This is a genomic window from Rathayibacter sp. AY1B4, from assembly GCF_002932815.1.
Taxonomy (GTDB): domain Bacteria; phylum Actinomycetota; class Actinomycetes; order Actinomycetales; family Microbacteriaceae; genus Rathayibacter.
Genome location: NZ_PSWN01000035.1, coordinates 1 through 23,332, shown reverse-complemented (window position 1 = coordinate 23,332; position 23,332 = coordinate 1). Strand labels below are relative to the sequence as shown.

The following is a 23,332-nucleotide window of genomic DNA, read 5'->3' as shown; positions in this document are numbered from 1 at the left end:
CCACGACCACCGCACCCCGCCCCGCCCACCGATTCGACCCGTACCAGGACGACCCGACGCTGCGAGCAGCCGAGGTCTCATCGTCGCCGCGGCCGCCTAGGGCTGGGCCACAGCGACCGCCCTCGTCTTCAAATACGAGACGACCGGCCTCATCGCCCACGTCTGGGGACTGTGGAAAGTCCTCGACGCCGACCGGCAGGTCCTCCGCGAATGGGACGAAGAGCCCGGCGACATGACCGACGAGTCCGAGGAGGAACTGATCGCCCTCGACCTCATCAGCAACCGCCGCGCGACCCTCGACTACACCGACTTCGGAAAGCCCATCGGCTCCACCACCCTGATCCTCCACACGCTCGCGCTCTGAGTGCGTGCGCGGGCCGACCCGAAACGGGCCAGCCCGCACGAGGGGGAGAGCCCCCTCGGCCCCCCCGGTCACGTGGAACGGCCACGCGCGCTCGAGCGGTAGTCAGCGGCGAGGACGCGGCGTGTACTTCTTCCCCGCCCGGATGTTCCGGTTCTCAATCACCCCGACCACCGCCAGGCCGGCGGCTACGGTGACGATCGGCACCCACCGGAGCACGTTGGACCACTCACCGGTGAACGCCGCGTAGGTCTGCTCGCCGGCGATCGAGACGAGCATGAACGAGAGCCCGAACCAGACCATGCCGTTGCTGATCAGCGCAGCGCGCGTGAGCTTGGTCCGAGGCTTCGACACGCGCCCACCGTCCCATCGCAGGCTAGACGTGTTCACGGACTGGTACGGCGCCGATCGCGCTGCTCATACATCAGGACGTCGATACCCGCAGTCGGCGCAGTTAAGCAGAATCGGCGGCATCGCGTGACCGCAAAACGCGCAATCCCAGTCCGGTTGCCGCTTCGCGTACTCCTCGCACCGCTCGGCGGAGGGCCAGGTCACCGCGGTATACGAGGCGAACCGTAGCGGATCAGAGCGCTTCACGCCTGCCGAAGGCGACACCCGCGACGATTCTTCAATTCGAGGTGCACGCACAAGCCAGCCACGACCGCGCCGCCCAGGAAGTCAGCCACCGACACCCGGATGGGGTCCAGCAAGTCGTCGGAGAAACCGAGGAGGAAATCGCCCGGCGTCGCGACGGGCTCCGCTTTCGCCTCAGTGTGCGCAACGGTCATCACCCGGCCTATCTCGTCTACCCGGACAAGCGTGTGCACAACCGGGTAGGTCGTGTAATGAAGAACCCGCATCACAGCACCGTCCTGTCGGCTGCCACGGGTTGCCGGTTCGCCGGCGACCGCGCGAGACGGCAACTCTCTCGATCACTACGGCTAGTGAGCTCCGCCGCGGGGGCGCAGATCCGCTCCGGCCCGCTCGAGGAGTCCACGAACGCGCTGAATCGAGTAGCCAGTGGTCTTTTGCAGGTCTCGAATGCTGAGACCGCTTTCGTAGAACGTCCTCAGCTGAGTACCGAGCGCCTCCGCGACCTCGCCGTCTAGACGCTCGTAGCGGGCGACGGTTGGTGCTTCAATATCGCCGCCTCCGTACCCGCGATGCGTCTTCCCGCGCGGCTCGAGGTCTTCGTCCGCCTCGTCGCCCCATAGGGTCCACCCATCGCGCGCGTGCCGCGAGAACATTTCAAGGAACGGGCCGGGAGAGCAGGCTTCGATGAACGGGTACTGCTCATCAGGCTTGCGGCTGTGTTCACGTTTGCGGGTTTCAATCATGTTGACCTGCGAGCGAGCGGGCGCGAGGGTGCGCATGCTTCCTCGGACGCCGAAGAGCAGGATTTCGGTTACGTTGCGGAAGTAAAAGCCAACCCCGCGGCCGTCGGGGCCGCCGTCCTTGCGGCGCTTCGCCCAGATCACGTTGGAGACGTAGCGGAACCCCCACGCTTCCATGACCGCAATACCTTCGGGCAGCAGCGCGTTGGGTACCCAGAGGTACAGGTGAGCGTCTTTCGCGACGACCTCGTTGACGGGAAGCGCTTTGATCGCGTCGAGGTCCATCGTGCTGTAACGGTCGAGTCGGCGGTGTTCCGGTGCCACCTTGCCCGTGCGGTTCGCGAAACGCCACGGAGGGTCCGCCAGCACGGTCTTGAAGCCGCCGTCGATGGTCGGCAGGGGGGGAGCTTCAGCTTCGTCACGAAGTGGCTCCGCTCGCATGCGGGTGCGCTCGGATGCGGTCAGTGTCACAGGTTCTCCATTAGATCTTGGTCCCTACAGATTAGATCTTGAGATGTGCTGCCGCAATCAGGGTACCGGCGCGTCCGATGCTTCCGGTTCAGCCGGGGGTCGCAGGGCGGTGATGTTCCTCAAAAAGGTCTCGATGTGCTCCCGGGCGCGGGGTCCGATGTCGATGAAGGTCAACCAGATGGGCTCACCTAGACCTCGCACGACGTACGGAGCGGGGAGCTTCGCGCCCGGTTTCACCGTCACGGGGTAGATCAGCGCGACGGGGGCGCCATTCCAGCCGCTGTGCTGACGGTAGGCGGCCAGCTGGTAGAGGTCGCTGCGGGAGACACGCAGCCGGGGTCCTGTCACGCTTTCAACCAGATCGGTGTCAGGGCCGCCGAGGCCGAGAGCGTTCTTGTACTTGGCGTCCAGCACGGTCACGCCGGCTCCGTCCGTGAGTACGAAGTCGGGGTCGATTCGTGACGCCGTAAGTGGGAGGCCCGCGGAGTCCAAGTACCTCGCGGATGGTCGGCGCGAACCGTCCATCGTGAAGCTCTCGCTCAGCTCAAGGATTCCTCGAACAGCCTCCTGAAACAGATGCGGCATGCTCCACAGGAACGACTCCACTTGCGCCTGGCCGAGAGTCTGCCCGAGGAACCGTCCTTCGAGGAGATCGAGGGTGGTGGCCAGGATGCTCTCGTAATGCCGCTCCGGCCCCTTGGCTGTTGTGGCACGTATCTGGCCGGGGCCGATCTCCACATCACTGACTTCTGCGAAGCGGGGGAGGGCCCCCGAGACGGCGCGTCTGACGGCACGGCGGGCTGCAGGCACCGGCAGTGTCATGGCGAGCTTCGCAACGCGACGAAGGCCAGCCTTGAGTACCTGATTGTTGGCGGTGTCGATCGTCCGCTCGGTGACCACACACGGAATTTCGTTCGCGCGGCCAGAGGTGAGGCTTCGTGTCAAGAACGGCCCGATGAGGACCCGGCCACGGACTCTACTGTCCAGGGTGACCCGACGGCTGCGGTACGACCTACGAAGCCACCGTGTCGCGAAATCACTGACGGAGTTCACGTACCAGATGAGGAGGGTCGCGATGGGGTCGTTGTGCTGGCTGTCGACACCTACACGCGCGGCATCCGGCCGTCGCAGTGGGTTCCCGCGCTGACCGTACGCATAGTCGGCGAGGAAGACGAGGTCCGCGTCGGCGAGCTTCGGCTCGATGCGCACGGTCAGGTCCAGATTCCGCGTCTTAGCTCGCGCGATTCCCGATAGGGCGTCAGCTTTCACCCTCCAACCGGCGTCTCTGGGGTGCTTACTGAGCGTGATACCCAGCGCCGTCCAGAACTTCTCCTCGACCAGCTGCGCGAGGTCGTCGTCGATCACGCTCTCGCCGTACTCGCTGAGCTTGAGTACCTCGACGCGAATACTCACTGTGGGTCGGTGCCCTCCGTGGGCGTTTCGGCGTCCACGTCGGCATCTGATGCGAGGAGGGGCACCGGTGCTGTCTGAGCCAGCAGGGCCAATTGCAGATCACCAACCTGGTTTCGTGCGGAGGTGTCGCGGCGGAGTCCGAGCGCCGTGGTCAAGCTTGCGAGGTGAGCGTCGTCCACCTCTCCTTCTAATACGTACTCACCCAGAAGCGGAAGAACCTCATAGACAAATCGTGAGGCAAGCTCGCGAAGACCCTCTTCCAAATTGGCGGCGTGGCGCGACGGGAGGTAGTAGCTCGGGCCGACCTGGATGCCGGCGAGCGATCCGCCGAGCGCATCATGAACCAGCCCGAAAAGCATCCTGGCCGCAGCGCGATGACGCTCATCGAAGTAGCCAGTGTGGCTCACGATAGGTCGGTCGGTAGCGGGTACGGTGATGAAGACGAAGCGGCGGCGGAGCGCGTAGTCGATAACGGCGATCGAGCGGTCGGCAGTGTTCATGGTGCCGATGATGCTCAGGCTCTCCGGGAGAGTGATCGAAGCATCGCCGTCCACGGCGTACGCCGTAGCGACGGGATGGCCGCGGTATTCCAGGGCGTAGAGGAGTTCTCCGAAGATGCTCGGGATGTTCCCGCGGTTTACCTCGTCGAGGACCAGGACTAGTTCACAGGTTGATCCGCGAGTGGACAGCTCGACGCCCACAGCTGCAATGAGGCTTAGAATCCGATGCTGAGGAACGAACGTCACTCCGCCGGGCACGGGCTGTGCAGCAAGGGTGCGCACGAAATCGTTGTACTCGTACGAGGGGTGAAATTGCACGATGTCCCACAGGGCGCTCAAACCCCGACGCTCCACTTCGTCAGCGATTCTTAACGGAGTACGCTCACGCGACGGCAGCGCGTCGAGAATGGTTTGAAGCCGGCTATCCGAGCGTCGTCCGACGGTGGCCCAGTCGATGTAAGCTGTAGCCAGATGTGTTTTGCCGGTTCCGGGCGGACCTTGCAACACTACTTGACGCTTCGTCTGAAGCCGCTCAGCGAGCTCAGCAATCTCCGACGGTACGGGCCGACGATGCCCGATGGGGACTGGAGCACCCGCACCGCGAGAGGCTCGAATGAACTCTTCCCGCGTGAGACCGACCCACTTATTCACCCCGAGGGCTAAGGAGAAGTCAAGAGCGTTATCTGGCGATGCGGGCGAAATCCAAAAATCACCTGCCCAGTATTCAGCTCGTTCTTGAATGAGGCGAATAACTGAGGGCACCGCAAACGCGGTCGGAAGAAAACGCTCTACTCCAATAATGGTTGAGCCGGAGCGCGAAGGTATGAATATACCGGCTTGATCCATGTTTCGAAGGATATTAGATTTCGCTTTGCTTTCGTCGAACTCGGGCCTTTCACTCAACGCGCTTGTGAGCGCATCTTTATTAAGGATTTGCTCGATATACCGCCCATCGGCGTCGGTCATAATCTCGCTGATGGCCGCATCAATCCGGTGGTCGGCAAACACAAGAGCACACCACAGGAGTAGCGGGGCTTCCGGGAGTCTATTTCGAGCGGCCGAGAGCAGCTCATCATCTTGAACGATCGCAGCGGCGGTGGCGCTAGCGGCACGCGAATTTACCGGGCGGGGAGCGTACTGAACGATGTCATCCCACAACGGCTCGAGGACAGGGTCCGAGTGGACGTCGGCAGCGGTACTCGCCCCCGGGGTGAGCATGGCTAGGTGCTCGAGGATGTCAACGAACCTGCAGTACTTGGTTAGTGATATCACACCGAGTGTTCGGACTGGCACACATCCTCCTCAGACCTGTCGCACCACATCAGCGGGCACGAAGCTACGTTGCTCGCTAAACCTACAGGTGACGGCCCGTCGAGTCGTGAAAGCCGCGATCCCTGTGGTGCGTCCGAGTCAAACGGGTGGGAAGCTTGCCGGTGTTAGCCGCACGTTCGCCGGCCGGCGTGGTGCCTACTCGCGCGTCAGCGCTGTCACGCGAGGAGCACCACGCCCTTCCTCGAGAAACCGGGGCAACACGGCGTCGCCACCAAACATCAATGTGCTCGCTTGCCCGGGCCGCCAGGTCCCACCGGCGTCGCGTGCCGTGGCTTCACCAGTTCATTCATGACAGTTCTGACGTCGCCGTAGCTTTTTCCGGTTGCACTAAACTTCCGCCGCGAACGATTTTTATAGCATCGAGATTGACGGTTGCGCCGTCGCTGATTGCAACGTCAGTGAGGTCAACATGCCCTCTTGTGCCGATTGCCGCACCCGCAAAGTCTACACGCCCACCGTCGGCTACCGATGCGCCTGCAAGGTCTATTTTCCCCCCGTCGCTGATCGCACTATCAGCGAGCTCAACGTTTCCGCCGTCGCTGATAGTTACCTTTTTCAATATCACTTTCGCCTGTTCACTGATCGACGCGCCAGTGAGATCTACGGTTCCCCCGTTACCGATCGCCGCGCCTCGAAGATTCACGCTTCCGCGGCGCCGAATTACCGAATTCGAAAAAATTACGGTTCCGAATTTGGCGATCTTGGCATGGGTAAGGTTCACGTGTCCTCTGCTGATATTCGCTTTCCTGAAGTCCACTTTGCCATGATTGGTAATCTGCGCAGCCAGAAGGTCTACGCATCCGTCCCCGGTGATCACCGCATCGGTGAGGTACACACTTCCGCCATTGCGGATTTGCGCGGCCCCAAGGTCGATCATTCCTCCGCGGCCGATCTTCGCGCCGCGTAGATCAAGAGCTCCACCTCTGCTCACTTTCATCCGCAAGAGTTCGACAGAGAAGTCGATATGCGCGCGAGTCAGGTCGAGCTGACGGTCGTGCCAGCTGTTCGTCGCTCCCGGCTGTAAGTGGTTGCGGATGACCGTATAGCCGGCTTGTTTGACGGAGACTTCCTGTGGAGTTGTTCGCTGGGCGTCGTAGTAGTCTTCCGGGTCCAGGTAGTGCGCCTCCTCCGGGTCGAGTGCCAGAAGCATGTCGCTGGAGCGGGGAGCGCGCAGGTATCCCGTGAGAAGCTCGATGCACACTTGTACCTCATCAGGTTTGCCGATCGCGTTCCAGTCGTCAGCTAGTGAACCGAGCGCGTACAGCGCCGCCTGCCGATTCACCGGGGCGGTTTCGCTAAGAAGTTGCGCAGTTGTGATGAATCTTTGCCGCAATAATCTCTCGGTCTCGATGTGACGCTGATCGTCGACCTCTGTGAGTCGCGCTCGCTCGCGATTCTGGTCGTCCGAAAGGCGTTGGCGATCGCGTTCGGCCGCGTCAAGTTCTTGACGATGTCGCGAGAGGCTGAGGCCAACCGTGACAACAGCAATGACACCACCGAGCGATAGAAGAACAAGGTTGCCCGCAGTCCCCAGCAGCTTTCCCTGGTCCTCTGGGGTCAACCCCGGAACCCAGTTGTTGAGTAATGCAGCGGGTGCGTAGAGGACGAGAGGGACTCCCATGACGACGTAAGCCGCGACACCGATCGCGACACGCCGCCCATAGCTAATGAGCCTCCACCGGGGTGTCGGCTCAGCCGCCGCTCTCGCCTTCCGAGTCTGCTCGTCGTTCTGCTCTAGAGTCACAGCCCGATTATGCAGGTTCTCGCCACCCGACACTCCATCGACCAGTTACCGGATCAAGTGAGTCGGCGCAACGCGAACCTCGTTGCAGGAGCGCCAGGCGTCAGCACCGCCCCGTGAAGGGGCCGGTGAGCCAGGTGCCGATACTTTCCACCGCGCTTGCCCGACGGCCGAGAGCAGTGCGCCAGCGACGGACCCCGCCGGTCTGTCGCCCGCGGCGTCAACGAAGTTCCCACTGCTCGATCGCTCAGCACCGTCTGACACAGAGTGTCGACCCGGCGGCGCTTCGGTCAGAGCGGTGCGCCCCTCCGGTGCCTCGCGCCGCGAAGCGTGCCGACACTACCGCGACATACCCCCGAATTCATTTCTCCTCGTCTCCTCCCGGAGCCTCCAAATTTTCTTCGGTCGCTTGACGCACGGCCGTTTCTTTCTCTTCCTCGCTGACGCTGAGTCCGGTTGACCAGTCCGAGTTCAGCGGAAGATCAAAGCGGAGGATTGCGTAGGCGTGCTGGAGCGGCTGGTCGTACCGGAACAAACCCTCCGAAGTCTTTCTGATGAGCCCGCTACGCTCCGGCGCTTGAAGTTTACGAAGATATTGCGTCAAATTGCCCGCGGGGTACTCTGGGTGAACTTCTTTAATTCGAGCGAATATCGTCGCATGAGTAGCCCCGCGTTCGGGCAAGGACGCAACTGCCCGAAGAATAATCGCGTAATTGTTGAATTTTCGGATCTGCGTCACTTCTAATGCTTTGTCGAAAGCGGCCTTCATGCTTCCGCTTCTGGTGCGAGAGTAGACATTCTTCGACTCCTCGAGCGCCTCATGTGTGACCTCGACGGGCGCTTTGGCCGTCTCTAAGACATTCACTGCGATACAACACTCCCGGGCGAGTGCGTGGGTGATGCTGGCGACACCGACCGAATGAGCGATCACTCGCGGACGAACTGCCGAGAAATCGACGTTCAACAGCGCCTTCGCCTTGTCTAGCAGGGCCCCGAGCTCATCGTCACCCAACGGCGGAATGCGCACATCCGCCAGACGCCCTCTCATATTCGAGGGTGTTTGCAAGATGTCCCCAGCGGTTTCTGCCACGCCGAGCACGATGATGCGCAGTCTTCTGAACTGAGCCGATTCGTCGCTGAATACCTTCATTGCGTCGGCAAGCTTCGCGCGCTCATCGTTAGACACCTTGTGAAAGTCTTCGATGACCCACACAAGATTTTTCTCACCGAGGCGAGGTGCCAGCATTTCTGCAGTCAGCTGAGCTGGAGCTACTCGGCTATACCCGTCGCCGCGTGTTCCTTCAAACGATGCGCCACCGCGAATAGTGACAGGCGACTGACCACCGCCAATTTCAACGCCGGAATTAGTTGACCTCGTCTCCTGCGTACTCTGACTTGATCGAATCATTGCGCCAATTTTCTCGAAAGCTGAGGAGAGGACATCTTCATAGGTTGTCGTCGAGGTGCAACGCGTGGTGATGAAGCTTTGTTTCTTGCTCTTGAGGACGTTAGAGACAAGAGAGCTCTTGCCAGCGCCGGATTCTCCCCACACCAAAATCTGGGTACCCGGGTCATCAAGTAGGCTACTAAAGTCCCGTTCCTGCTGTGGGCGGTTAACAAACCCCTTGTTAGCGGGTTGACCTGGCGTAAATACTTCGTGGAGTTTGTACGTACGAGTCCTCAACGGGACGTCATCGGTCAACCAATTCAAAAATTTTCTTCCCCAGCCCATGCGGCTCACTGTAGCGACCCGCGGGACCGGGCGGGTGAGGCTGTATCAAGGCAAGGCCGTGCCTCACGTCGCGGACCACGCAACGTAGCGGTGACGAGGGTCTGTTGGGGCAGTGTGGCAATGGTCACCGTCTGACCCCGGCGGGGATTGGGAGGGATCTTCGAGCGGCTGTCCTCGCGCAGACTGAGCCCATGACGTCGGTAAAACTACTCATCGTGCGTCCGTGGGACGACGGGCAGGTGGAGGCGCTTTTCGGTTTGAGGTGGCCGGCGTTCATCCCGCCGATCGCCTCGTGGAGGGGCGCCTGCCGCAGGTCCGCGAGCGGTTCGCCCGGTTCCACCTCGTGGTCCTCGAGGAGGACGGGCTGGTCGCTGCGGGCTGGGCGGTGCCGATCCGGTGGGACGGCACCCGCAAGGGCCTGCGCGCTGGGTACGGCGACTCTCTCCGCCGCGTGCTCGAGGAGGAGGACGAGGCGACGGCCCTCGTCGTCTGCGCCGCGCAGGTGCAACCGGACCGCAGCGGCGCCGGCCTCGCCGGGACTCTGCTCGGCGCGTGTCGACGCTACTTGACCGACGTCGAGGAGCCCTCCGGGCGGCGGCAGCCGTATTTGATCCTCGGCTGAGTTGAGGGCTCATAGGAGCCAACGGTCAACGACGGGCATGCCTGCGATGACGATGACGGCTCCGATCGACCAGATGGTGCCGGGTGCGAGCAAAGGCCCTGTGGGGCCGGTACCGAAGTATGCGAGGAGAGCCCAGACGTGGGGTCCGCAATCGGGGCGGAGTAAGGGCTGCGATGCCGGTGGCTCCTTCGCCTGGTCACGAGTGGTCGAAGGTACATTTCTTACAACTGCTCTCGTCGAACGGTGGCAGAGCCTCAAAAAGCTGCGGGTGCTTCAAGCGGGGCGCGCAATCACTCGGAACGCCACATGGGCGGCCTCGGCGTAGCCGGGGAGGAACTCCCCGGTGGCTTCGTCGGAAGCGAGTTGACCGCCGGTGGCGGACATGAGGTCATCTGTCGACAGGGACAGACCTTCACCGCCGGGGTGCCGGTTGCTTTGGAGTACCGGTGAGTCAGGCACCACGGTCAAGCTGAAGTCGTCGTTTGACGAGAATTCAGCACCGTCCCAGGCTTTCGAGGGGATCGTGTTGTTGGAGGACAGAGTCGCCGACGTGCCGATGCGGTGCGCTGAGCAGTTCGGCAGGTTGAATCGCAGAATGACGGTCGTGGCGGCACAGTCGGCGGGCCCGTCGAGGTGAACGTCAGCACGTACAAAATACTCCTGGCCCTGCTCGACCTCGATTTCGTCATGCCGAACGTTCGGTCCCGTGCTGCTCACCGATCTAATGCCGACCGTAATGCGCTCGTCACCGGTGTCCTCGTTCTTGTATGTCGAGTTGAACGTCAGCGAGCCGGGGAAGGTGGTGTCGGTATAGATCAGCCGTTCTGGTCCCCATCCGACAGGGAGGTCCGTCTCAGAGGTCGGCCCGCACAAGTCCCCATTGTCGGCCTCAGGGGCCGCGACGGGCTCGTCGGCGGTTGGCGCGGTTCCTTCGTGGCGAGCGCCAGGGGCACGACCGAGGCGATGGCGGGTTCGCGAGGGGGTTTCCGAGCCGGAGCGGCACCACAGCTGCGTGGCCCCTGGCGCGCGTCCGGCGAAGCATTGCGCTCGGCTGGAGCTCGATGCGCCCGGCACTGGACGGGGTAAGAGCGGCAAATATTTGCGTCGCAAACCCAGGGAGCGCGATCGCGATCGAGCGCCCCGGGGTGAAGATGCAACTCGAGTGAGTCAAGGCGCGAGACGCCGCCTCCATCTTGCGCGTCTACCGATCCGGCCGGATCTTGACTGCCCTACTCAACGCCCCCTAGTGAGGGGGCGGCTCCACCCGATTTTTTCTTCGAGGTGCGTCGGAGGCGCCGGTGTGCTCTTGGTCGAGAAGAGGCGCACGTCACGGCGCGACCCGTCTGCCCCCTACTTCCGGCGGTTCAGCCCCTTCGTCCCGATGCCGGCAATCGCCGCTCCGACGATAGGTGCCGCGATGAATATCCACACCTGTCCCAGCGCATCCGGCCCCGCGAACACCGCGGCAGCGATCGATCGCGCCGGGTTCACCGACGTGTTGCTCACCGGGATGCTGATCAGGTGCACGAGCGTCAGCGTGAAGCCGATGGCGAGCGGCGCGACGGCCTTGTACTCGCTCTTGGCGGTGACGGAGAGGATGACGGCGACGAAGACGGCGGTCAGGACGATCTCGGTCAGCAGGACCGCGCCGAGGCCGAAGCCGCCGGGGGAGGCGGCGCCGTAGCCGTTGGAGGCGAAGCCGGAGTCGCGGGCGGCCGCGAGGTATCCGGCCGGGCCGTCGGCGGCGACGAGGAAGACCACTCCGGCTCCGATGAGACCGCCGAGGATCTGGCTGACGATGTAGCCGGGGATGTGCTTCCACTCGGTGCGGCCGGCGATGGCGAGGCCGATGCTGACGGCGGGATTGAAGTGGCCTCCGGAGATGTGGCCTACGGCGTAGATGCCGGCCATCACGGTGAGGCCGAAGGCGAGCGCGACGCCGAGGAACCCGACTCCGAGGGCGTTGCCGGAGTCGGGGAAGGCGGAGGCGAAGACCGCGGTGCCGACGCCGCCGGCGACCAGGAGGAAGGTGCCGAACGCCTCCGACGCGTAGCGCGCTCCGGCCGAGTACTGCTCGGCGTGCTCGGTGCGCTGCTCGCTCGTGGTGCGGCTGGCGGAGTGGGGGCGGGCCATGATCGTTCTCTCTCTCTCGGGTCAGGGGAGTGCCTGCGGGGTCACCGGGCACCGGGACACTCCAGCACCAGCCAGCCGGGCCGGAGCCGGGACGCGGAGGGCTCTCAGATTCCGTCGCTCGACGGTTCCGTGAGCGGCCTGGAGCCACTCGCTCGGCGGCCATCCCGGGCGCCCATGCACAGGCGCCCGTCACCGTAGCGACCGGCCGACGCGTGCACGTCCCAGCACCGGGGACAGGCGGGAAACAGGCTCCAGGTGGCACGCGCACCTCCCCTCCCTCCTGCCTCTTCTCCTCCGCGCATCCCCCTGCTACGGTGCTCTGAACCGGTTTACAAAACCGGTTCAGACGCGGCGACGAGCGAAGGAGCTCCCATGGCGGGCAGACCGACGATCCTCGACGTCGCGCGTGAGGCCGGCGTGAGCAAGGCGCTCGTCTCGTTCGCGCTCAATGACCGGCCGGGCGTCTCGCCCGACTCCCGCGAGCGGATCGTCCGCGTGGCCGCCGAGCTCGGGTACCGGCCCAGCCTCACCGCCCGCTCCCTCTCCACCAGCGTCTCGTTCGCGGTGGGACTCGTCGTGGCGCGCGACCCGGCGGTCATCGCGGCCGACCCGTTCTTCCCCTCCTTCATCTCGGGGGTCGAGCGGGTGCTCGCCGAGCGCGGCCGCGTGCTGGTGCTCAGCGTGGTCGACCCCGGCGCCTCCGAGGAGGCCGTCTACCGCACGCTCGCGGCCGACCGCCGCGTCGACGGCGTGTTCCTCACCGACCTCCGGCAGGACGACTCCCGGCCGGCGCTGCTCGCCGAGCTGCAGATCCCGGCCGTCACGCTCGGGCGGCTGGAGGGCTCCTCCTCACCCGCCGTCGTGATGGACGACTCCGCGGGCATCGCCGACGCCGTCCGGCACCTGGCGGAGCTCGGCCACCGCCGCATCGCCCACGTCGCGGGGCCGGACCACCTGCTCCACTCCTCCCGCCGCCGCGAGGCCTTCACAGAAGCCTGCACAGTGGTGGGACTCGAACCCACCACCCCCATCGCTACCGACTTCAGCCCGCAGCAGGGCGCCGAGGCCACGGAGCACCTCCTCGACAGCCCGGCCCCGCCCACCGCGATCGTCTTCGGCAACGACCCGATGGCCATCGCCGGCCTCGGTGTCGCGCACGCCCGCGGGCTCCGGCTCCCCGACGACCTCTCGATCACGGGCTTCGACGACTCCGAGATCGCCGCCCACGTCTACCCGTCGCTGACCTCGGCCCGCACGCGCCCCGCGCGCTGGGGCGAGGAGGCCGCCCGCACGCTGCTCGACCTCATCGAGTCCGGCAGCGCCCCCGACGTCGACCTCGAGCCCGCCGGGCTCGTGGTGCGCCACTCGACCGCTCCTCCGCGGCCGTCGACCCACTGAAGACGCGTGCGCACCGTCGCGCACGCCGGACAAGGAGAACACCATGGCCCCCTCGACGACGAGACGCTGGCTGACCGGGATCGCCACCGCCTCCCTCGCGACCCTCGCCCTCACCGCCTGCAGCGGCGGCGGTGGAGCGTCGACCGACCTCACCGCCACCGGACCGATCACCATCTGGTACTCGAACAACGAGCAGGAGGTGCAGTGGGGCAAGGCGATGGTCGACGCCTGGAACGCGGACCACCCGGACGAGGAGATCACCGGGCAGGAGATCCCCGCGGGCAAGAGCAGCGAGGAGGTCATCGGAGCCGCGATCACCGCCGGCAACGCGCCGTGCCTCGTCTTCAACACGGCCCCCAGCGCGGTCGGCCAGTTCGAGCGCCAGGGCGGACTCGTCGACCTCTCGAGCTTCGACGGCGGCGCGGACTACATCGAGACCCGCAGCGGCGACCTCGCCGAGCAGTACCAGAACGCCGACGGCGAGTACTTCCAGATGCCGTGGAAGAGCAACCCGGTCGTCATCTTCTACAACAAGGACCTCTTCGCGAAGGCGGGACTCGACCCCGAGAACCCGTCGCTGTCGACCTACGACGACTTCCTCGCGACGTCGAAGACGCTGGTCGAGTCGGGAGCCGCGCCCGCCGCGATCCAGCCCGCGCCCACCAGCGAGTTCTTCCAGACCCAGTTCGACTTCATGCCGCTCTACGCCGCGGCCACCGGAGGGACGAGCCTCGTCGAGGACGGCAAGGCCACCTTCGCCGACGACGAGGGCTACGAGGTCGCCGACTTCTGGAAGAGCCTCTACGACCAGGGCCTCGCCGGCCGCGAGCAGTACCAGGGCGACGCCTTCGCCGACGGCCAGGCCGCGATGTCGATCGTCGGCCCCTGGGCGGTCTCGGTCTACGACGACCTGAACTGGGGCTCCGTCTCGGTGCCCACCCCCGACGGCACGCCCGCCGAGGACACCTGGACCTTCAGCGACGCGAAGAACGTCGGCCTCTACTCCGCCTGCGCCAACAAGGGCACCGCCTGGGAGGTGCTGAAGTTCGCGACCAGCGAGGAGCAGGACCGCTCGCTGCTCGAGACCACCGGCCAGATGCCGCTGCGCACCGACCTGCAGACCACCTACGCCGACTACTTCGAGGCGAACCCCGCCTACCAGCGCTTCGGCGACCAGGCGAGCCGCACCATCGAGGTGCCGTCGGGCCCCAACACGGTGCAGATGCTGCAGGCGATCCGCGACGCGTGGGGCAAGACGGTCATCTTCGGCGAGGGCGACGTGAAGACGGCGCTCGACGGAGCGGCCGAGACCGTCACCGGGCTCGCCGGCCAGCAGTGACCCGGCCGTGACCACCCTCACCCGCCGGCCCGCGCCGGCCGGGGCGCCGGGGAAGCGGAGCCTCCTGCACCGCGTCCTCGGGCCCCAGCCCCTCGGACTGCTGTTCGGCAGCCCGTACCTCCTCTTCGTGCTCGCGGTCTTCGCGTTCCCGGTCGTCTACTCGGTCTGGATCGCGTTCCACGACTTCTTCTTCGCAGCTCCGGGCGTGCAGGTGGAGCGGCCGTTCGTCGGCCTCGACAACTTCGTCACGGCGTTCTCGAGCCCGCAGGTCATCCGCTCCTTCGGCAACATCGGGATCTTCCTGGTGATCAACGTGCCGCTGACGGTGGTGCTCTCGCTGCTTCTCGCCGCGGCGCTCGACAAGGTCGTGCACCTGCGGACGTTCCTCCGCGTCAGCTTCTACGTGCCCTACGTCACGGCGAGCGTCGCGGTCGTCGGCGTGTGGCTGTTCCTCTTCAACGGGAACGGGCTGGTCAACAGCCTCCTCGGGCCGCTCGCGCCGAACCCGTCGTGGCTGATCAACGAGCAGCTCGCGATGCCGATCATCGCGCTCTACGTCACCTGGAAGCAGCTCGGGTTCTACATCCTGCTGTACCTGGCGGCGCTGCAGAACGTGCCGAAGGAGCTCTACGAGTCGGCCTCGACCGACGGCGCCGGACGCATCCGCCAGTTCTGGTCGGTGACCGTGCCGAGCGTGCGGCCGGCGACCCTCCTGGTGCTGCTGGTGTCGACCGTCACGGGAGCGAACCTCTTCACCGAGCCCTACCTCCTCACCGGCGGAGGCGGCCCCAACGGCGCGTCCGCCTCGCCCGTGCTGCTGATGTACCAGCTCGGGATCCAGCAGGGGCAGCCCGACGTGGCCTCGGCCATCGGCGTGGTCCTGGTGCTGCTGGTACTGGTCATCGCCTATCTGCAGAACCGCTTCGCGGGGGAGAGGAACTCATGAGCACCCTGTCCAGTGCCGGAGGCGCCGCCTCGGCCGTGCCCGCCGCCGTCGCCCCCGAGAAGTCGCCGCGGAGGCGCCCCATGGGCTCCAGCCGCGGAGCCGTGATCCTGCGCGGAGTCGTGCTCGCGATCGGCGCGATCGTCTTCCTCTTCCCCTTCTACTACATGATCGTCGGCTCCCTGCAGACGGATCCGGACCCGACGCTGGCGGGAGCGATCCCGGAGCCGGGCAACCTCACGCTCGACAACTACGTCAACGTGAACGAGCGGATCAGCCTGCTCACCGGACTGGTCAACTCCGGGATCTTCACCGGCGGCGTGCTGCTGTGCACCGTGTTCTTCGGCGTCCTCGCCGGATACGCGCTCGCGATGCTGCAGTGGCGGGGGCGCAACGCGGTGTTCGCGCTCGCCCTGCTGGTGCAGGTCATCCCGTTCCAGCTGCTGCAGATCCCGCTCTACGTGCTGATCGCGCGCGACTACGGCCTCGCGGACAGCCACCTCGGGATGATCCTGCCGTTCGCCATCAACTCGACGGCGGTGATCATCTTCCGGCAGTACTTCCTGCAGCTCCCCAAGGAGCTGTTCGAGGCTGCCCGGATCGACGGCGCCGGCGAGCTGAAGCTGCTGTGGACCATCGCGCTCCCGCTGGTGCGGCCCGCGCTGGTGACCGCCGTGCTGCTGACCTTCATCGGCCCCTGGAACGAGTTCCTCTGGCCGTTCCTCATCACCAAGGACGCGTCGCTGCAGCCGCTCGCCGTGTCCCTGGCCAACTACATCTCGAACGTGGCGTCGTCGACCGACAACCCGTTCGGGGCGATCCTCGCGGGAGCCGTCGTGCTCGCCGCGCCCGTCGTGGTGCTGTTCATCGTGTTCCAGCGCTACTTCGTCTCGACCGATCTCGGATCCGGAGTGAAAGGCTGACCATGTCTCCCACCCTCACCACTGTCCCCTACCGTCTCGAGCGCGTCGGCGTCGTGATGGAGCCCGCCCCGGGCGACGCCCTCGAAGCCGAAGGGGTGCTCAACCCCGGCAGCGGCCGCGGACCCGACGGCGAGCTGTACCTCCTGCCCCGGATGGTCGCCGCCGGCAACGTCTCCCGCGTGGGTCTCGCCCGCGTGGTCGTCGAGGGCGGCGTGCCCGTCGGCGTCGAGCGCGAAGGCGTCGTGCTCGCGCCCGACCGCGGCTTCGAGCGCGGCGCGCACAACGCCGGCGTGGAGGATCCGCGGATCACCTTCATCGAGGCGCTCGGCCTGCACGTGATGACCTACGTCGCCTACGGGCCGCTCGGGCCCCGGACGGCGCTCGCCGTGTCGGAGGACCTCCGCGACTGGCGGCGCCTGGGCCCGGTGACCTTCGCCTACGACGACGCTCTCGACATCGACCTGGGCCTGTTCCACAACAAGGACTGCGTGTTCTTCCCCGAGATCGTCGCCGCCCCGGACGGCACCCGCTCGTTCGCGGTGCTGCACCGGCCGATGTGGGACCTCGGCGAGACGCGGCCGGGCGAGGGCGTGCGCCTCCCGGCCGGGATCGAGGACCCGCGGCAGAGCATCTGGATCAGCTACGTGCCGGTGGACGAGGTCGACCGCGACCTGGCGAGCCTCACGCGCTGGACCCGGCACCGGTTCCTCGCCGGCCCGGAGTTCCCGTTCGAGGAGCTGAAGGTCGGCGGCGGACCCGCGCCGCTGCGCGTGCCCGAGGGGTGGCTGCTCATCCACCACGGGGTCACCGGAGTGATCGACAGCGCCTTCGCGCAGCAGCAGCACGTGAACTACTCGGCCGGAGCGATCCTCCTCGACGGCGACGACCCGTCGCGGGTGATCGCGCGCACCGCCGAGCCGCTGCTCGAGGCCGAGACGGAGGAGGAGCGCAGCGGGATCGTCCCGAACGTCGTCTTCCCGACGGCGATCGAGGAGATCGACGGGCAGCACTACGTCTTCTACGGCATGGCCGACTCGAAGATCGGCGCGGCCCGCCTCGTCCGCACGGACGGCTGACGCCGCTGATCGGGTCCGCCGGCACCTCCCGCTGATCGAGGAGCCCGCCCCGCCGGCGCATCGAGATCCGCCCCCCACATCCCCCACCCAAGGAGAGTTCGATGACGAACACGCTCACCAGATCGGCGGCCGTCCTGGCCGCCGCCGCCCTCACCGTCGGGGGCCTCGGCCTCGGCGCGACCCCCGCGCAGGCGGCCGAGCCGCTGACGAACACGGCGCACCTCGACTTCCTCCTCGACACCGCCACTCCGGTGCCCGAGCCCGGCCACACCACCTACCGGCTCGACGAGGAGCCGACCCTGGTGATGCCGTGGACCTACGCCGACGCCCGCGACGGCGGCACCTTCGAGCGCGTGGGCGGCGGCCGCCTCGACCCGGCGACCGGCGACTACGAGCAGGGTGCTTTCAACACCGACGACATCTCGCGCGCCGCCGTCGTCTACCTCCGCCACTGGCAGCAGACCGGGTCGACCGAGAGCCGCGAGAAGGCCTTCGAGACGCTCCGCGCCCTCGCCTACTTCCAGACCACCGAGGGCGACGACGCCGGGAACGTGGTGCTCTGGATGCAGACCGACGGGGAGCTGAACGCGAGCGCCGAGCCGGTCGAGCTGCCGGACCCGAGCGACTCCGAGGACAGCTACTGGCTCGCCCGCACGCTCTGGGCGCTCGGCGAGGGCTACGCGGCGTTCCGCGACACGGATCCGGAGTTCGCCGCCTTCCTGCAGGAGCGGCTGCGCCTCGGCGTCGCGGCGGTCGACCGCGAGGTGCTCACCCGCTACGGCGAGTACGCGCAGGCCGACGGCGTGAAGGTGCCGGCCTGGCTGATCGTCGACGGGGCGGACGCCACCTCGGAGGCGCTGCTCGGCCTCTCGGCCTACCTCGAGGCCGCCCCCGACGACTCCGCGGTGCGCACGAGCACGGCCCAGCTCGCCGAGGGCGTCGCCGCCTACGCCCGCACCACGACGACGGAGGCGGACACCACCGCCTGGCCGTACGGCGCGATCCTGCCGTGGACGAAGTCGCGCACGCTCTGGCACTCCTGGTCGTCGCAGATGGCCGGCGGCCTGGCCGCGTCGTCCGCGGCGCTCGATGACTCCTCCCTCCTCGAGCCCGCGATCGTCGACGGCGCCCGCTTCGCTCCGGAGCTGCTCACCGCCGGCGGCCCCGACAACGGCTGGAACCCCACTCCGACCGACCGCGTGCAGATCGCCTACGGAGCCGACTCCCGCCTGCAGAACTCGCTCGCCCTGGCCGACGCCACCGGCTCCAGCGCCTTCACCGACCTCGCGGCCGTGCAGGGCGCCTGGTTCTTCGGCCTGAACCGCAGCCTCGGCCCGGTCTACGACCCGGCCACCGGAGTCGTCTTCGACGGCGTCCAGGCCGACGGGTCCGTCAACCGCAACAGCGGCGCCGAGAGCACCATCCACGGCCTGCTGGCGATGCTGGCGCTCGACGCGCACCCGGACGTCGCCGACCGTGCCCGCTCCGTCGCCTCCGAGCGCTCGCGCGACGGGCTGACGCTGGTCGAGGCGGAGAGCGCGCGCGGCGGCACCGTCGTCACGCCCGAGTCGTCCTGGACCGGGGAAGCCGGCTGGAGCGGCTCGTACCTCTCGCTGACCGACCCGCGCCGCGCGATCTCGATCCCGATCGGCCCGTCCACGCAGGACCGCGTGGTGGAGGCCGTCATCGACCAGCCGCAGCGCGGCACGGAGCGCACGCCCCTGAGCGTCTGGACGTCGGGGAAGCGGCCGCTCGACCTGCTCCGCTCGACCGTCGGGTCGCAGGGGGTCACGGAGGCGTCGGGCGCGCTGCTCCCGGAGAAGCTCCGCCGCACCGTGCCGGCCGGCTCGTCGAGCGTCGAGGTCCGCCCGCTGAGCGGGCAGACGCGCCTCGATGCGCTGCTGGTGCGCCCGCTGGTGACGCGCCTCGTGGTCGGAGGAGAGGGCGGCCGCACCGAGCTGATCCGCAACTCCACCGACGGAGTGCGCACCACGGCGATCGGCGTCTCGGGCGGCTCCGGCACCCTGCGCGTCTACTCGCAGGACGGCGCGCTCGTGAGCGAGACGTCGCCGTCCGGAGCCGTCTCCGTGCAGCTGCCCGCGCAGGGCTTCGCGGTGCTGGTGGGCTGAGGGCGTCCCTGCTGGTCGAGTAGCCGCTGCTCGATCGGCAGGGGGCGGTGAGTCCTCGGAAGTCGCGGTACTCGCGTTCGAGTACCGCGACTTCTGCGTTCTCGTGGGGGCGAGGGCGGCGGGGAGGTGCGCGGCTGGGCGCGGACCATCAATTCAATGAGAGCGCTCTCTCGAAAACGCTTGACCTCTCCGCGGGGGCGTGCGTAAGCTCGCCGCACACCTCGTGAGAGCGCTCTCACTTACGCGGAACAGCACGCGTGAGAGCGCTCGCGGGGGTGCCCCACCACCATCACGAAGGAGTGACCGTGCCCTATTCACGACGCACCAGGATCGCCGCGGCGATCGCCGGCGCCTCGGCCCTCGCCCTGATCGTCACCGGATGCTCGTCGGGATCCGACGCCTCCGAGGGCGGCGAGATCGAGCTGACCGTCACCACGTTCAACGCCATGGGCTTCGACGAGCTCTACGGCGAGTACGAGGACGCCAACCCGGGGATCACCATCGTCCCGAACAACATCGACACCGGCGGCAACGCGCGGACCGACGCGTTCACCAAGCTCGCCGCCGGCTCCGGACTCGCCGACGTCGTCGCCATCGAGGAGGGCTGGCTCGGCTCCGTCATGGAGGTCTCGGACCAGTTCGTCGACCTGCGCGACCACGGCATCGAGGACCGCAAGGCCGACTGGGTCGATTGGAAGTACGAGCAGGCGACCGACCCCGAGGGGCGCGTCATCGGCTACGGCACCGACATCGGACCCGAGGGCCTCTGCTACAACACCGCTGCCTTCGAGGCAGCGGGCATGCCCACCGACCGCGCCGCCGTCGCCGAGATGCTCGGCGGGCCGGACGCGACCTGGGACGACTACTTCGCCGCCGGCCAGAAGTACCACGACGCGACCGGCAAGGCGTGGTTCGACCACTCCGGATTCGTCTGGAACGCCATGGTCAACCAGCTGCCCGAGGGGTACTACACCTCCGACGGCGAGCTGAACGTCGAGGGCAACCCGGAGCTCGAGGAGCGCTGGGGCCAGCTGACCGACGCCACCGCCTCCGGACTCTCGGCCGCGCAGAAGGCGTGGGACTGGAACAAGGGCAAGTCGTTCACCGACCAGACCTTCGCCACCTTCGTCTGCCCGGGCTGGATGTTCGGCACGCTGAAGAGCAACGTCGAGGCCGGCGGCGGGAACGCCGAGGCCACCGGCTGGGACTTCGCCGACGTCTTCCCCGGCGGCCCCGCCAACTGGGGCGGCTCGTTCCTCTCGGTCCCGACCCAGTCGAAGCACCCCGCTGAGGCCGCCGCGCTGGCGTCGTGGCTCAGCGAGCCGGAGCAGCAGCTGAAGGCGTTCGAGGCGGCCGGACCGTTCCCGAGCACCCTCGACGCGCAGAAGGAGCTCGCCTCGGCGGCCGCTCCCGACCCCGGCATGAACGACTCCCCGACCGGCGCGATCCTCGCGCAGCGCGCCGAGGGCGTCGTCGCCCAGTACAAGGGCCCGGACGACTCGCTGATCCAGGAGAACGTCTTCGGACCGGTCCTGCAGAAGGTCGACCGCGGCGAGATCGACGGCAAGGAGGGCTGGAACGAGGCGCTCCAGCTCCTCGGTGAGCTCGTCGACTGATCCGGTCGGGCCGACGCCCGGGGGCTGACGCCTCCGGGACGACGCCCACCCGATCCGGGAGGTCCGGCCGCCACCGGACCTCCCGGTCCCCGTGCGGCCGGGCCGCCCGCATCTCGGGCCGCCTCGCCGCACGGGAGAAACGCTGCCGCCCGCCGGCCCGAGGCCTCTCCGGCCCCGCCGCCCGTGACTCCTCCCGGCCGGCCCCGCCGCACGAGAGACTCCGGCCCCGCCCCATCCCCTCCGACTCCGACTCGACCTCGAAGAGAGCGCCATGACGAGCACACTCACCCCGCCGACCACGGCGACGCCCCCCGCGGGGAAGCGGCGCCCGGCGCCCCGACTCCCGCTGACCTTCCGCCAGCGCGCGAGCCGCTTCGACGTGAAGGCCTCTCCCTACCTCTACATCTCGCCGTTCTTCCTGCTCTTCGCGCTCACCGGCGCGTTCCCGCTGGTCTACACGCTCGTCGTGTCGCTCTACGACTGGCAGCTGCTGCAGGGCCAGGGCGACTTCGTCGGGTTCGCGAACTTCGCGGCCGTGCTCGGCGACCGCTTCTTCTGGAACTCGATCGTCAACACGCTGAGCATCTTCCTGCTCTCCACGATCCCGCAGCTCGCCGTCGCGCTGCTGCTCGCGGCCGCCCTCGACCAGGCGCTGCGGGCCAGCACCTTCTGGCGGATGAGCGTCCTGCTGCCGTACATCGTCTCGCCGGTCGCGGTCGCGCTGATCTTCGCGAGCGTCTTCAGCGACCAGGAGGGCCTGATCAACAATCTGATCGGCCTGGTGGGCATCAGCCCGATCGAGTGGACGAACGACCGCCTCGCCAGCCACGTCGCGATCGCGACGATGGTCAACTGGCGCTGGACCGGCTACAACGCCCTCATCCTCCTCGCCGCCATGCAGGCCGTGCCGCGCGAGCTGCACGAGTCGGCCGCGATCGACGGGGCGAACGCGTTCCGCCGCTTCCGCTCGATCACGATCCCCAGCATCCGGCCGACCCTGATCTTCGTGATCATCACCGCCACCATCGGCGGCCTGCAGATCTTCGCCGAGCCGCGCCTGTTCGACGTGTCGAACGCGGGCGGCATCGGCGGGTCGGACCGGCAGTTCCAGACCACCGTCCTCTACCTCTGGGAGATGGCGTTCTTCCGCCAGAACTTCGGCGAGGCGGCCGCGATCGCGTGGCTGCTGTTCCTCCTGATCGTGCTGATCGGCCTGCTGAACTTCGCGATCTCGCGGCGGATCGCCTCCGTCGAGAACCGGATCTCGCAGCGCTCGAAGCGCCGCTCCGCCCGCCCCGCGACCGCCGACGAGATCGCCGCCGCGGACCCCCTGCTGACCACCACCGGCCTCGGCCAGAACGAGAGCGAGCGATGACCGCCCCCGCCACCTCCGCCGCCTTCCCGGTGCGCCGCGTCCGCGCCTCCCGCGCCGGCCGCGTCGACCGGCCCGGCTTCCTCACCTACGGGCTGCTGAGCGCCTTCATCCTCGGCTCGACCTACCCGCTGTGGTGGTCGTTCGTCGTGGCGAGCGGCTCGAACGCGACCCGCAGCGAGACCCTGCCGCTCGTCCCGGGCGGCAACTTCCTCGCCAACGCCTCGCAGGTGCTGACGGCGATCCCGTTCTGGACGGCTCTGCTGAACAGCATCATCGTCTCGGGGATCATCACGCTCTCGGTCGTGTCGTTCTCGACGCTCGCCGGCTACGCCTTCGCGAAGCTGCGGTTCCGCGGGCGCGACGGCCTGATGATCGGAGTCGTCGCGACCATGGCGATCCCGACGCAGCTGGGCATCATCCCGCTGTTCATCCTGATGCGGCAGCTTGGCTGGACGGGCTCGCTCGGCGCCGTGATCGTGCCGACGCTGGTCACCGCGTTCGGCGTGTTCTTCATGCGGCAGTACCTGGTCGACGTGATCCCGGACGAGCTGATCGAGGCGGCGCGCGTGGACGGAGCGAACCAGTTCCGGACGTTCCTCACCGTCGCCGTCCCGGCGGCACGACCGGCGATGGCGATCCTCGGGCTCTTCACGTTCATGATGGCGTGGACCGACTTCCTCTGGCCGCTGATCGTCCTCAGCCCCACGAATCCGACCCTGCAGACGGCGCTCGCGCAGCTGCAGTCGGGCTACTACGTCGACTACTCGATCGTGCTGGCCGGCGCCGTGCTCTCGGTGATCCCGCTGCTGGTGCTGTTCCTCCTCGCCGGACGCCAGCTCATCGCGGGCATCATGAGCGGAGCGGTGAAGGGCTGACGCCCGGAGACTCCCGCGG

The 23,332-nt window shown here is 67.1% G+C and carries 20 protein-coding genes; 11 read left to right on the top strand and 9 right to left on the bottom strand.

What is annotated here, in order from left to right:
* The first annotated feature begins 232 nt into the window (after window positions 1-232).
* Window positions 233-364 (top strand): hypothetical protein, encoded by a 132-nt coding sequence (locus tag C5D66_RS17565; protein ID WP_258063961.1) that lies wholly within the window; start codon window positions 233-235, stop codon window positions 362-364.
* A 102-nt stretch (window positions 365-466) separates the two neighbouring features.
* On the opposite strand, the gene C5D66_RS15890 is transcribed toward C5D66_RS17565, so the two are convergent.
* The 7 genes from C5D66_RS15890 to C5D66_RS16935 form a co-directional block, all read right to left on the bottom strand.
* On the bottom strand, window positions 467-715 hold the full coding sequence (locus C5D66_RS15890; protein ID WP_104327005.1) for a hypothetical protein: 249 nt from the start codon (window positions 713-715) through the stop codon (window positions 467-469).
* Between the two features lie 239 nt (window positions 716-954).
* The gene (locus C5D66_RS15885; protein ID WP_146084801.1) at window positions 955-1,149 is read right to left on the bottom strand and encodes a hypothetical protein; all 195 of its coding nucleotides are present in this window, start codon (window positions 1,147-1,149) and stop codon (window positions 955-957) included.
* Between the two features lie 153 nt (window positions 1,150-1,302).
* Window positions 1,303-2,166, bottom strand: coding sequence for an MT-A70 family methyltransferase (locus C5D66_RS15880; RefSeq protein WP_258063962.1), 864 nt, complete (start codon window positions 2,164-2,166; stop codon window positions 1,303-1,305).
* Between the two features lie 57 nt (window positions 2,167-2,223).
* Window positions 2,224-3,579 carry a hypothetical protein gene (locus tag C5D66_RS15875; protein ID WP_181067952.1) on the bottom strand — a complete coding sequence of 452 codons (1,356 nt, stop codon included), beginning with the start codon at window positions 3,577-3,579 and terminating at the stop codon, window positions 2,224-2,226.
* A complete protein-coding gene (locus C5D66_RS15870) occupies window positions 3,576-5,087 on the bottom strand; it encodes an McrB family protein (protein ID WP_181067953.1) in 1,512 nt (503 codons plus the stop codon). The genes C5D66_RS15875 and C5D66_RS15870 overlap by 4 nt, the downstream gene beginning before the upstream one ends.
* Before the next feature lie 610 nt (window positions 5,088-5,697).
* Window positions 5,698-7,155: a hypothetical protein gene (locus tag C5D66_RS16940; protein ID WP_146084803.1), complete on the bottom strand. Its 1,458-nt coding sequence runs from the start codon at window positions 7,153-7,155 to the stop codon at window positions 5,698-5,700.
* A gap of 358 nt (window positions 7,156-7,513) precedes the next feature.
* Window positions 7,514-8,884, bottom strand: coding sequence for an AAA family ATPase (locus tag C5D66_RS16935; protein WP_146084804.1), 1,371 nt, complete (start codon window positions 8,882-8,884; stop codon window positions 7,514-7,516).
* A 292-nt stretch (window positions 8,885-9,176) separates the two neighbouring features.
* On the opposite strand from C5D66_RS16935, the gene C5D66_RS15865 reads away from it, so the two are divergent.
* Window positions 9,177-9,506, top strand: a complete 330-nt coding sequence (locus C5D66_RS15865) for a hypothetical protein (RefSeq protein WP_146084805.1) — start codon at window positions 9,177-9,179, stop codon at window positions 9,504-9,506.
* Window positions 9,507-9,779: 273 nt separating this feature from the next.
* On the opposite strand, the gene C5D66_RS15860 is transcribed toward C5D66_RS15865, so the two are convergent.
* Window positions 9,780-10,379 carry a hypothetical protein gene (locus tag C5D66_RS15860; RefSeq protein WP_104327000.1) on the bottom strand — a complete coding sequence of 200 codons (600 nt, stop codon included), beginning with the start codon at window positions 10,377-10,379 and terminating at the stop codon, window positions 9,780-9,782.
* 477 nt (window positions 10,380-10,856) lie between these two features.
* Window positions 10,857-11,639 (bottom strand): aquaporin Z, encoded by a 783-nt coding sequence (gene aqpZ, locus C5D66_RS15855; RefSeq protein WP_104326999.1) that lies wholly within the window; start codon window positions 11,637-11,639, stop codon window positions 10,857-10,859.
* A gap of 372 nt (window positions 11,640-12,011) precedes the next feature.
* Here aqpZ and C5D66_RS15850 point away from each other — a divergent pair, with 372 nt between their 5' ends.
* The 9 genes from C5D66_RS15850 to C5D66_RS15810 all read left to right on the top strand — a co-directional run bounded on the left by C5D66_RS15850 (window position 12,012) and on the right by C5D66_RS15810 (window position 23,313).
* Entirely contained in the window at window positions 12,012-13,037 is a 1,026-nt protein-coding gene (locus C5D66_RS15850) for a LacI family DNA-binding transcriptional regulator (protein WP_104326998.1), read from the top strand.
* 43 nt (window positions 13,038-13,080) lie between these two features.
* Window positions 13,081-14,376 carry an extracellular solute-binding protein gene (locus C5D66_RS15845; protein ID WP_104223955.1) on the top strand — a complete coding sequence of 432 codons (1,296 nt, stop codon included), beginning with the start codon at window positions 13,081-13,083 and terminating at the stop codon, window positions 14,374-14,376.
* A gap of 7 nt (window positions 14,377-14,383) precedes the next feature.
* The gene (locus C5D66_RS15840; protein WP_104223956.1) at window positions 14,384-15,322 is read left to right on the top strand and encodes a carbohydrate ABC transporter permease; all 939 of its coding nucleotides are present in this window, start codon (window positions 14,384-14,386) and stop codon (window positions 15,320-15,322) included.
* A gap of 80 nt (window positions 15,323-15,402) precedes the next feature.
* Complete coding sequence (locus C5D66_RS15835; protein WP_104233022.1) at window positions 15,403-16,242, top strand: carbohydrate ABC transporter permease; 840 nt, start codon at window positions 15,403-15,405, stop codon at window positions 16,240-16,242.
* Window positions 16,243-16,244: 2 nt separating this feature from the next.
* A complete protein-coding gene (locus tag C5D66_RS15830; RefSeq protein ID WP_104247217.1) occupies window positions 16,245-17,318 on the top strand; it encodes a glycosidase in 1,074 nt (357 codons plus the stop codon).
* 101 nt (window positions 17,319-17,419) lie between these two features.
* The gene (locus tag C5D66_RS15825; RefSeq protein WP_104326997.1) at window positions 17,420-19,447 is read left to right on the top strand and encodes a hypothetical protein; all 2,028 of its coding nucleotides are present in this window, start codon (window positions 17,420-17,422) and stop codon (window positions 19,445-19,447) included.
* 305 nt (window positions 19,448-19,752) lie between these two features.
* Window positions 19,753-21,063, top strand: coding sequence for an ABC transporter substrate-binding protein (locus C5D66_RS15820; RefSeq protein WP_104224001.1), 1,311 nt, complete (start codon window positions 19,753-19,755; stop codon window positions 21,061-21,063).
* A gap of 271 nt (window positions 21,064-21,334) precedes the next feature.
* Window positions 21,335-22,438, top strand: a complete 1,104-nt coding sequence (locus C5D66_RS15815; RefSeq protein WP_104274033.1) for a carbohydrate ABC transporter permease — start codon at window positions 21,335-21,337, stop codon at window positions 22,436-22,438.
* Window positions 22,435-23,313: a carbohydrate ABC transporter permease gene (locus C5D66_RS15810; protein ID WP_104274034.1), complete on the top strand. Its 879-nt coding sequence runs from the start codon at window positions 22,435-22,437 to the stop codon at window positions 23,311-23,313. Before C5D66_RS15815 ends, C5D66_RS15810 begins: the two co-directional genes overlap by 4 nt.
* The last annotated feature ends 19 nt before the right edge of the window (window positions 23,314-23,332 follow it).

Excerpts from the sequence above, each read along its gene's own strand:
- aqpZ (WP_104326999.1), bottom strand. The coding sequence starts at position 11,639 with ATGGCCCGCCCCCACTCCGCCAGCCGCACCACGAGCGAGCAGCGCACC.
- C5D66_RS15810 (WP_104274034.1), top strand. The coding sequence starts at position 22,435 with ATGACCGCCCCCGCCACCTCCGCCGCCTTCCCGGTGCGCCGCGTCCGC.
- C5D66_RS15850 (WP_104326998.1), top strand. The coding sequence starts at position 12,012 with ATGGCGGGCAGACCGACGATCCTCGACGTCGCGCGTGAGGCCGGCGTG.
- C5D66_RS15845 (WP_104223955.1), top strand. The coding sequence starts at position 13,081 with ATGGCCCCCTCGACGACGAGACGCTGGCTGACCGGGATCGCCACCGCC.
- C5D66_RS15835 (WP_104233022.1), top strand. The coding sequence starts at position 15,403 with ATGGGCTCCAGCCGCGGAGCCGTGATCCTGCGCGGAGTCGTGCTCGCG.
- C5D66_RS15830 (WP_104247217.1), top strand. The coding sequence starts at position 16,245 with ATGTCTCCCACCCTCACCACTGTCCCCTACCGTCTCGAGCGCGTCGGC.
- C5D66_RS16935 (WP_146084804.1), bottom strand. The coding sequence starts at position 8,884 with ATGGGCTGGGGAAGAAAATTTTTGAATTGGTTGACCGATGACGTCCCG.
- C5D66_RS15885 (WP_146084801.1), bottom strand. The coding sequence starts at position 1,149 with ATGACCGTTGCGCACACTGAGGCGAAAGCGGAGCCCGTCGCGACGCCG.
- C5D66_RS15825 (WP_104326997.1), top strand. The coding sequence starts at position 17,420 with ATGACGAACACGCTCACCAGATCGGCGGCCGTCCTGGCCGCCGCCGCC.
- C5D66_RS17565 (WP_258063961.1), top strand. The coding sequence starts at position 233 with ATGACCGACGAGTCCGAGGAGGAACTGATCGCCCTCGACCTCATCAGC.
- C5D66_RS15815 (WP_104274033.1), top strand. The coding sequence starts at position 21,335 with ATGACGAGCACACTCACCCCGCCGACCACGGCGACGCCCCCCGCGGGG.